Raw genomic sequence first — 9,436 nt, 5'->3', positions numbered from 1 at the left:
TGCCGACCCCGCCCTCCCCGCGCAGCGGGCCGCCCAGGGCCCCGGACCTCCGCCCCGATCTGCCTCCGCCGCCGCGGGGCCCCCCCCCCTCGGGGGGGGGCCCCCCCGCGACATGAGAGCGCCTGGCATGCGAGAGGGCACCCGGCAGGAGAGGCCGGTATGGGTTCTCGGGACGGACGCGGAGAGCGCTCGTCTCGAAACGGCGCGGCCGGCGGCAGGGTCCGATCAGGTGAGGCGCAGGGACATCACGAGGTAGCGGAAAGCGGGGTCGGCATCGCCGGGAACCTCCGTGATGAGGGCCGGTCGGCTCGGTGACTCCATGTTGAGCCTGACGAGCTCGGTCTCGACCCCGTGCAGGCCGTCGAGCAGGAACTGGGACTGGAAGGCGATCTGGATGTCGCCACCGGAGATCTCCGCGTCGACGACCTCGGTGCCCCGGCCGATGTCACCACCGCCCGCCTGGATGAGGACCTGCCCCTGGGCGAAGGAGAGCCGGACCGCGGTGTTGCGCTCGGCGACCAGCGCGACCCGTTTGATCGCGTCGATGAACGGCGTCACCGGCAGGTCGGCCCTGATCGACCAGTCGTCGGTGAGCCGCGAGCGATAGTCGATGAACTGCTCGTCGAGCAGGCGGACCGTGGTGGCCCGGCCGATGCTCTCGAAACCGGCCACGCCGTCGCCCAGCGCGACCGACACCTCGCCGCCGCGCAGCGACCTGGCCACATCGACGAGCACCCGCGCGGGCACCATCGCGGCGGCCGTGGTGCCGGCCGTCTCCGGGCGCCAGTCGAACTCCCTGGCCGCGATGCGATAGCGGTCGGTGGCGGCCATGGTCACGTCGTCACCCGAGATGTCGACCCGGATGCCGGTCAGCATGGGGAGGCTCTCGTCGCGGCTCGCCGCCGGGGCCACCTGATTGACCGCGCTCGCGAAGACCACACCGCCGACCGCACCGATCTTCGGCGGCATCTCGGGCAGGGAGGGGAAGTCCTCGACCGGCATGGTCAGCAGGCCGAACTCCGCGCTTCCACAGGTCAGAACCGCTTCGGAACCACTGGTGAGGACCTCCACCACCTCGCCGGGCAGGCTGCGGGTGATCTCCGCGAGGATCCGGCCCGGGATCAGCACCCGGCCCGGCTCCGCCACGACCGCCTCGACCGAGACGCGGGCGGAGACGTCGTAGTCGAAGGCCGACAGCACGAGGTCGCCGTCGTCGGCCTCCAGGAGCAGGCCGGACAGGACGGGGATCGCCGGTCGGTTCGGCAGCACCCGGGCCACCCAGGCCACGGCGTCGGCCAGGACATCACGGTTAACCTGGAACTTCACCTGATCATCCCTTCGTCCCGAACGGCACACCGGGCGCGGAAGCCGTACTTCAACAGCACGCTATCCGCTGAGACCGACAGAACAGGTACCCGGCCGAAGAAAAGCGGATCGTCCGCGCGGGCGCCGACGAGTCGGCTCGTCGATGGGCGATGTGCCCGGCCGGGAACGGGCTCGGGAGGTCGACCACGCGGATGTCGGGGGAGATCGCGTTGAGACGGGTCAGCCGCGGGCGGCGTTGAGGTAGGTCAGGACGGCGAGCACGCGGCGGTTGTCGTCGTCGGAGGGTGCGAGGTCGAGCTTGGCGAAGATGCTGGCCGTGTGCTTGCCGACCGCGCTCTCGCTGAGGAACAGCCGCTGGGAGATCGCCGCGTTGGAGCGGCCCTCGGCCATCAGCTCCAGCACCTCGCGCTCGCGCGGGGTGAGCGCGCCGAGCGGCTGGTGCCTGGCGGTGCTCGCCAGCAGCTTCGCGATCACCTCGGGGTCCATCGCGGTGCCCCCCGCCGCCACCCGGCGGACCGCGTCGACGAACTGCTCGGCGTTGAAGACCCGGTCCTTGAGGAGATAGCCGATCGCACCCGAGCCGTCGGCGAGGAGCTCTCGCGCGTACAGCTGCTCGACGTGCTGGGACAACACGAGCACCGGCAGTCCGGGGATGGCCCGGCGCGCCGCCAGCGCGGCCTGGAGACCTTCGTCGGTGAACGTGGGCGGAAGGCGAACGTCGACCACCGCGACGTCGGGTCGCAGCCCGGTCAGCGCTCCCAGCAGCTCCGGCCCCGACTCGACGGCCGCCACCACCTCGAAGTCGTGTGCCTGGAGCAGGTGGACCAGGCCGTCCCGCAGGAGATACAGGTCTTCGGCGATGACGACTCTCAGGCTCATCGGCCCAACCATAGGCGGGCCGGCAGGACCTCCGCCAGCCGCTGCTGGCGGGCGTGCATGACGGGGATGAGCGTGCCCGCGGTGTACATGGACAGGCCCAGGAGGATGTTGAAGACGATCAACGGCCACTGCAGGGACTCGGGCAGGTAGAGCGCGAGAACCCAGCTGCGCTCCTCGGCATCGAAGATCTTCATGAACATCGCCACCAGCCCCTGCGGGAAGAGCGGGAGCCAGCCGAGCCCCCAGCAGATCCCGACGATGATCGCCTTGCCTCGGGGCAAGGACGACTTGCGGTCCGGCCCGCCCTCCCCCGAAAGGGCGTTGGGCAGGTCGAACGTGGCGGTGGTCGGGCCACCCTTCGGACTGTTGACCACGAGCACCCCGTCGAAGGCCGCCAGCCTGCGCTCGATGCCGCGCAGACCGCTGCCCAGGGACGGGTCGGCGCCCCCCGAGCCGTCGTCGGTGACCACCACCCGCAGCGCGCGGTCGTTGCTGCTGATGTCGATCCACACCCGCTCGGCGCCGCCGTGACGGGCCGCGTTGGTGAGGAGCTCGCTGATCGAGAAGTAGGCGGCCGACTCCACGGGCGAGTCGGGGCGACTTGCCAGGTCCACGGTGACGGTGACCTTCAGCGGGCTGTCCAGCGCGAGGGCCCGCACGGCGTCCCCGAGGCCGCGCTCGGCCAGGACCGGAGGGTGGATGCCCTTGACGAGGTCGCGCAGCTCGACGAGCGCCGTGGAGGATGCCTCCCTGACCTTGCCGAGCAGGACCTTGGCCGCCGCGGGGTCCTTGTCCATCAGCTCTTCGACCGCGCCGAGCGTCATGCCCATCGCGACGAGCCTCGCCTGCGCCCCGTCGTGCAGGTCGCGCTCGATCCTTCGCAGCTCGGAGGCCTGGGAGTCGACCGTCGCCAGGCGGGCCTGGTCGAGTCGCTGGACCCGCGCCGTGAGCACGGCCTTGGCCGTGGGCGACAGCAGCAGGTGGTTCCACCGCGCGTACCCCCGCAGCAAGATGGGCGTCGCGAGCAGCGTGAGGGCCGCGGCGAGCGCCAGGAGCGGCGAGCCGGCCGCGGGGAGATCGGACCGGAGCGTGAGGAGGGCGTATCCGGCCAGGAGGAGAGGCAGCAGCAGCAGGACACCGGCCAGCGGGTTGAAGAAGGCCCAGAGCCCGTCCCGCCAGGTGGCCGGGTCGCCGAACATCCACTTCAGACGGTTGTTCCAGTCGGGCCACCACGGTGTCTTGTAGAGCTGGCGCTCGTAGCGGTACCAGCCGTCGGGCTGGGGACGCACCGGCAGCGGGGACGGCAGGTAGGGGACCGGCACCGCGGTCCCGAGCCACCTGCCGGTCAGCCTCCTCGCCACCCCCGTGCGAAACCTGAGCAGCCGGACCATCGGCGGGAAACAGAAGATCATCCCCAGCCCGAACGTCAGCAGGGACGCGACCAGGATCACGACGACGAGGACCGCGTCCAGCAGCGCCATCGCTCCCAGGACGAGTGCCCTGCCGACCGTCACCGCGTACGTCTTCATGGGTCAAGTGTCGGTGATACGTCCAATATGTGCCCAGTGGTGGAGGGTGCCCTGCGGGGGTGGGGGTAGCCACACCCCCCTCGGGTGCCTGGCCCGCCCCCGCCGGGGGTGTAGACGGATTCTCCGCGTGCGGCGCGGCTCGTAGCGTCGGTGAGCATGAAGGTCATCGAGGTCAGCAACCTCCGCAAGCGGTACCGCGACCAACTCGCGGTGGACGACGTCTCGTTCACCGTGGAGGAGGGCGAGATCTTTGGAGTTCTCGGCCCCAACGGCGCCGGCAAGACGACCACCGTGGAGTGCGTCGCGGGCCTGCGCGTCCCCGACTCCGGCACCGTCAACGTGCTCGGAGGCCTGCACCGCACCGAGCTCAGGGAACAGCTGGGAGTCCAGCTGCAGAGCTCCGCGCTGCCGGAGAAACTCAAGGTGTGGGAGGCGCTCGACCTGTACGCCTCCTTCTACCGGAGGCCCGCGGACTGGGTGAAGTTGATGGAGCGCGTCGGGCTCGCCGACAAGCGCGACACCCCCTACGGCAAGCTCTCCGGAGGCCAGCAGCAGCGGCTCTCGATCGCGCTGGCCCTGGTCGGCACCCCCCGCGTGGCGATCCTGGACGAGTTGACCACCGGCCTGGACCCCCAGGCCCGCCGCGACACCTGGGAGCTCATCGAGCGGATCCGCGAGGACGGCGTGACGATCCTGCTCGTCACCCACTTCATGGAGGAGGCCGAGCGGCTCTGCGACCGGCTCGCCCTGATCGACTCCGGCCGGGTGGTCGCGATGGACACCCCGTCCGGCCTCATCGCCAGGGTCGGCGGGCGGCAGACCGTCAGGTTCCGGTCGTCCGGGCCGCTCGACGACACCAGGCTCGAAGCCCTCCCCGAGGTCACCGGGGTGAGCCGCAGCGGCGGGCAGGTCGCGGTCACCGGCACCGGCAACCTGCTCCTCGCGGTCACGACAGCCCTCGCCGCCGCGAATGTCGTACCCACCGACCTGCGCGTGGAGCAGGCCACCCTCGACGACGCCTTCCTCAGCCTCACCGGAAAGAAGATCTCCTCATGAACAAGATGCTCCTGACCGAGGCCAAGCTCTTCCTGCGGGACCCGGGCAGCCCGATCTTCGCGATGCTGCTGCCCCTCGCCCTCCTGATCGCGCTGGGACAGATCCCCGGCTTCCGGGAGGCGACCCCCGATCTGGGCGGGGAGCGGGTCATCGACACGCAGCTGCCCGGCATGATGGTGATCCTCGCGGTGGTGACGATGGCACTGACCGTCCTGCCGGCGACGCTGGTGAGTTACCGGGAGAGCGGCGTGCTGCGCCGGATGTCCACCACTCCCGTCCATCCGATCCGGCTGCTGGTCGCACAGCTCGTCAACAACCTGGTGGTGGCGATCGTCGCCACCGTCCTCCTGGTCGGCGCGGGCCATCTCGTCCTGGGGTCGATCCTGCCCAGGAGCCCGCTCGCCTTCGCGGGGGTGTTCGTGCTCGGCACGGCCTCGATGCTGAGCCTGGGACTGCTGATCGCCGCCGTGGCGCCCAACGCGAAGGTGGCGCCGGGCATCGGCTCGCTGCTGATGTTCCCGCTGCTGTTCATGGCGGGGATGTGGATTCCCCGGGAGCTGATGCCCGACCTGGTGCGGCGGATCGGGGACTTCCTGCCCATGGCGCCGTTCGCCGACGCGCTCCGCGACACGTGGGCGGGACACGCGCCGCAGCCGCTGCACCTGGTGGTGATGGTGGCGACCGTGCTGGTCATGGGCGGGCTGGCGGCGCGGTTCTTTCGCTGGGAGTAGCCGGTACGGCCTACGGTCCGCCGGGGTCCGTCCCACGCGAGGGGCAGGGACGGACCCCGGCTTCTCCTGTTCACACCGGCTTTCCCCGCCCGGTGCGTTCCTGCTCGGCGCTCCGGATGCCCAGCGATGGGAAGCCGGATATGTCACTCTTGACTGATGCTGATCCTGGCGCACGTAAGTGACGTCCACATCGACGGTTCTCCCCGCAGCATCGACAGGACCCGATCCGTCATGCGACACCTGGAGAACCTCCCCGGTCCCCTGGACGCGGTCGTGGTGACCGGCGACATCGCCGACAACGGCCTGATCGAGGAGTACGAGATCGCGCGTGAGCTGCTGACCACGCGCCATCCGACGATCGTCTGCCCCGGTAACCACGACGCCCGTCCGGCGTTCCGCAAGGCCCTGCTCGGCCTCGACGAAGGCGGCGACGGGCCGGTCAACCAGGTCCTCAGGCTCAACGGGCTCACCGTCGCGCTGTGCGACTCCAGCGTCCCCGGGCGGCCAGAGGGCTTCCTGGAGGACGAGACGATCACCTGGTTGAACGGCGTGCTCGCCGAGGCTCCGGACACCCCGGCCCTCGTCGGCATGCACCACCCGCCGGTGTCCCTGGGCATCCCGTACGTCGACGGGATCCGGCTGCGGAACCCCGAGCGGTTGGAAGCGGTCGTGCGGCGGCACCCGCAGGTGGTTTCCGTCATCACCGGCCACGCCCACACCGCGGCGAGCACCGTCTTCGCGGGCCTGCCGCTCTCGGTGGCGCCGGGGGTCGTCTCCACGCTGCGGCTCAGCCAGGAGCTCGACATCCCGATCCCCGTCGACTACGACCTGCCGCCGCAGATCGCCATTCACGTCTTCGACGGTGGCCGTCTCGTCACCCACGTCCGTCCGGTCCTGTGACATCGCCGCGGCCCGCCCTCCCGGCGTGCCGCGGCCTGAGCGGTACGCTCCAGGAGACCCGGCCACTTGACGGCCGTATGTCGTGGAAGATCTGACCTTCCCGTCGGGAGGCCCGTCCCCGGCGGCTCGCGCACCTCGGGAGAGCGGCCGGCACGCATGTCCTGTCGGAGTGGTGCCGCGACCGGAAATCAGCCTGCTTTCACCCCTGGTGCGAAGGTTTTTCGGCTGATAGCCGGAAACCCACATGATCCGTTGAACCCGCGGGGATCCGGCGACGTACTGCCTGCCGACACCGGAAAACGTCCGGCGCCCGAACCGGGGAGGGCACAGCGTGATCATGGACGCCCTGTGGCGGCCCGTTCCAGCGAGCACAGCCGTGATCGCGGAACCGCAGCCCGGCATCCGCGACCGCGAAGCGGCGGGCGACGCCGGCCCGCGCTCCGGTCACGACCGCCCGGCGCGAACCGCGGGAAGCGCGTGGTGACCCGGCAAGGCGCCTGTACCTCCCTGTCGGCCGATTCCCCCGGAGAAGACCCCATCGTGAAAGCCTCCTCCCGGTCCGGTGACCGGCCGCGCCGCTCCCATCGCCTGCGACCGGTCGACGCCCCCGACGACGAGTTGGTCGTCGCGGAGCTGTACCGGACGTACCGTCGGCCGTTGCTCTCCTTCGTCGTACGGCTCACCCGTGGCGACGTGCAGTGGGCCGAGGACGTGGTGCAGGAGACCATGGTGCGCGCGTGGCGCAGCGCGGACCGGTTCGACGCCGACGCGTCGTCCCTGATGCCTTGGCTCGCGACGGTCGCCAGACATATCGTGATCGATGACCAACGCCGTAAGGACGCGCGTCCCCACGAGGCGGGTGAGGGACCACTGGAGAGTGTGCCCATGCCCGATCAGATGGAAGATCTTTTGCGACAGGTCGTCGTGTCGGACGCGCTCAACTCGCTGTCTCCCGCCCATCGCGAGATCCTCAACGAGACCGTCCTGCGCGACCGGTCGGTGAACGACGCCGCCGAGGCGCTCGGCATCCCCGTCGGTACGGTGAAGTCGAGGGCGTACTACGCCCTCCGCGCGCTGCGCGTCGCCCTTGAGGAGAGAGGGGTGACGGCATGACCTCGCGGGTGGAGCACACCGATGTGGGCGCGTACGCCCTGGGCATCCTCGGGGAGCCCGACCGGACGGCCTTCTCCGACCACCTCGCCACCTGTCCGTCCTGCACCGCGGAGCTTCGGGAGCTGTCGGGGGTGGCGGACGCGCTCGCCGGCATCGGTCCCCTCGGGGACGACGTCGCGGGTGCCGGCGAGGGAAATCCCGCCGAGGTGGTCGACCTGCTGCGCCGCCGCAGGACGGCCGACCGGCGTGCCCGCAGGGGCACGTTCGTGATCGGCGCCGCCGCGGCCGTCACCCTCGTCGCCGGAGGGATCGCGGCGGGCACCGCGATCTCCGGCGAGGGTGGCAGCGTCCCCGTCGGTCACTCCGCGCACGGTCCTGCGGAAGAGGCGTACCGGACAGGCACCCCGCTCGCCGGTAAGGGCGCCTCCGGGGTCACCGGCGGCCTGGTGCTGGAGACGAAGGGCTGGGGCACCCACGCCGTCCTGGAGCTCAGGGGCGTCAAGGGGCCGCTGGAGTGCGAACTGGTCGCCGTCTCCCCGACCGGCGAGCGGCGTGTGGTCACCGGATGGGCGGTGCCCGAGCGGGGATACGGGGTTCCCGGCTCCCCGGAACCGCTCTACGTGCACGGCGGGGTCGCCTGGGGACCTGCGGGGATAGACCACTTCGAGGTGCGCACGAACGGCGGGGACACGCTGCTCACCGTCGCGGTCTGACCGGGCATTTTAGCCCTCCCGTTCTGCGGGAGGGCTTTTTCCCGGCCGTTTCCCTCTGCGTATTTTTACGTACTTGAATATTGAACCATCGTCGGACGTGGCGCCGTACAACCGGCTGAAGAACGCAGCAGCCCCTTACAGCTACGAGAGGTCCACGATGTCCAAGCGGTCCATGCGCAGCACCCTCACCGTCTCCGGCGTGGCCATCGCCGCGACCATGCTCTCGGCACTCTCCGCGACCCTCGCCCCGGTCGCGCAGGCCGGCACGACCGCGGCCACACCGTCCGGCACCGCGAGCACCGCGGACGCCTACTTCGCGGGCACCCTGCTCGGCAAGAACGAGGTGCCGACCAGCGGCGGTCCCGCCGTCGGCGACAAGGACGGCAAGGCCGTCGCCGTGGTCCGCATCCGCGGTAACGAGGTCTCCTACGCCGTACGGTGGGAAGGGACGGACACCCCCACCGCGTTCCACATCCACCAGGGCAAGGCCGGCAAGAACGGCGACGTGAAGGTCGGCTTCTTCATGGAGGCCCTGCCCGGCGGCAGCAAGGCCATCCTCGGCAGCGTCAGGATCAACGACGGCGGCCTGCTGGCGGGGATCAGGAAGAACCCGAAGAACTGGTACCTCAACCTGCACACCGCCGAGTTCCCGGGTGGCGCGGTACGCGCCCAGATGCACAGGATCAGCCCGACCAACCTGTCCAACGTGCTCGCCGCCGGCGTGCGTCCCGTCTACCACTCCAACGCCGACGGCCGCCAGGAGGTCCCGGTCCCCGGCAAGAAGGTCGGCGACCCGAACGGCCGCGCCGAATGGCTCGTCGGTATCAAGGGCTCGAAGGTCTACTACGCCACCATCTGGGAGAAGCTCGCCGCCCCCACCAACGGGCACATCCACCGGGGCAAGAAGGGCAAGAACGGCGATGTCGTGATCGACTTCTTCGCCGACTCGAACGGCCTGCCCAAGGGCGTCACCGGGATCGCGGGCACCGCGCCGGTGAAGCCCGACATCGCCCGGGGCATCAAGAAGAACCCGAAGAACTGGTACACCAACCTGCACACCACCGAGTTCGGCGGCGGCGCGGTGCGCGGTCAGCTCTACAGGTCCGGCGGCGGCTGGTGAACCGACGTCCGGGGATCGCGCCGCGGCGGTGAGTCCGGGACGCGGAGGGGATCCACGGTCGTCACAGAC

At 70.5% G+C, this 9,436-nt stretch carries 9 protein-coding genes; 6 read left to right on the top strand and 3 right to left on the bottom strand.

What is annotated here, in order from left to right:
- Positions 1–225: 225 nt before the first annotated feature.
- From dnaN to AB0B90_RS31195, 3 genes are all read right to left on the bottom strand, one after another.
- On the bottom strand, positions 226–1,326 hold the full coding sequence (dnaN, locus tag AB0B90_RS31205) for a DNA polymerase III subunit beta (RefSeq protein WP_362926064.1): 1,101 nt from the start codon (positions 1,324–1,326) through the stop codon (positions 226–228).
- Between the two features lie 219 nt (positions 1,327–1,545).
- Positions 1,546–2,199, bottom strand: coding sequence for a response regulator transcription factor (locus tag AB0B90_RS31200; protein WP_350943521.1), 654 nt, complete (start codon positions 2,197–2,199; stop codon positions 1,546–1,548).
- Between the two features lie 2 nt (positions 2,200–2,201).
- The gene (locus AB0B90_RS31195; protein WP_362926063.1) at positions 2,202–3,734 is read right to left on the bottom strand and encodes a histidine kinase; all 1,533 of its coding nucleotides are present in this window, start codon (positions 3,732–3,734) and stop codon (positions 2,202–2,204) included.
- 156 nt (positions 3,735–3,890) lie between these two features.
- Here AB0B90_RS31195 and AB0B90_RS31190 point away from each other — a divergent pair, with 156 nt between their 5' ends.
- From AB0B90_RS31190 to AB0B90_RS31165, 6 genes are all read left to right on the top strand, one after another.
- Entirely contained in the window at positions 3,891–4,790 is a 900-nt protein-coding gene (locus tag AB0B90_RS31190) for an ABC transporter ATP-binding protein (RefSeq protein WP_362926062.1), read from the top strand.
- Positions 4,787–5,521, top strand: coding sequence for an ABC transporter permease (locus AB0B90_RS31185; protein WP_350941811.1), 735 nt, complete (start codon positions 4,787–4,789; stop codon positions 5,519–5,521). Before AB0B90_RS31190 ends, AB0B90_RS31185 begins: the two co-directional genes overlap by 4 nt.
- A gap of 156 nt (positions 5,522–5,677) precedes the next feature.
- Positions 5,678–6,421, top strand: a complete 744-nt coding sequence (locus tag AB0B90_RS31180; protein WP_350941813.1) for a phosphodiesterase — start codon at positions 5,678–5,680, stop codon at positions 6,419–6,421.
- 618 nt (positions 6,422–7,039) lie between these two features.
- Positions 7,040–7,534 (top strand): sigma-70 family RNA polymerase sigma factor, encoded by a 495-nt coding sequence (locus AB0B90_RS31175; RefSeq protein WP_350943522.1) that lies wholly within the window; start codon positions 7,040–7,042, stop codon positions 7,532–7,534.
- Entirely contained in the window at positions 7,531–8,247 is a 717-nt protein-coding gene (locus tag AB0B90_RS31170; RefSeq protein ID WP_362926061.1) for a zf-HC2 domain-containing protein, read from the top strand. Before AB0B90_RS31175 ends, AB0B90_RS31170 begins: the two co-directional genes overlap by 4 nt.
- Positions 8,248–8,320: 73 nt before the next feature.
- Positions 8,321–9,367, top strand: a complete 1,047-nt coding sequence (locus tag AB0B90_RS31165; RefSeq protein ID WP_362926060.1) for a CHRD domain-containing protein — start codon at positions 8,321–8,323, stop codon at positions 9,365–9,367.
- Positions 9,368–9,436 lie beyond the last annotated feature (69 nt).

This window comes from Streptosporangium sp. NPDC049078 (assembly GCF_040648855.1).
Taxonomy (GTDB): Bacteria; Actinomycetota; Actinomycetes; order Streptosporangiales; family Streptosporangiaceae; genus Streptosporangium.
The sequence above is the reverse complement of the archived record's forward strand: the minus strand, read 5'-3'. Positions and strand labels throughout refer to the sequence as shown.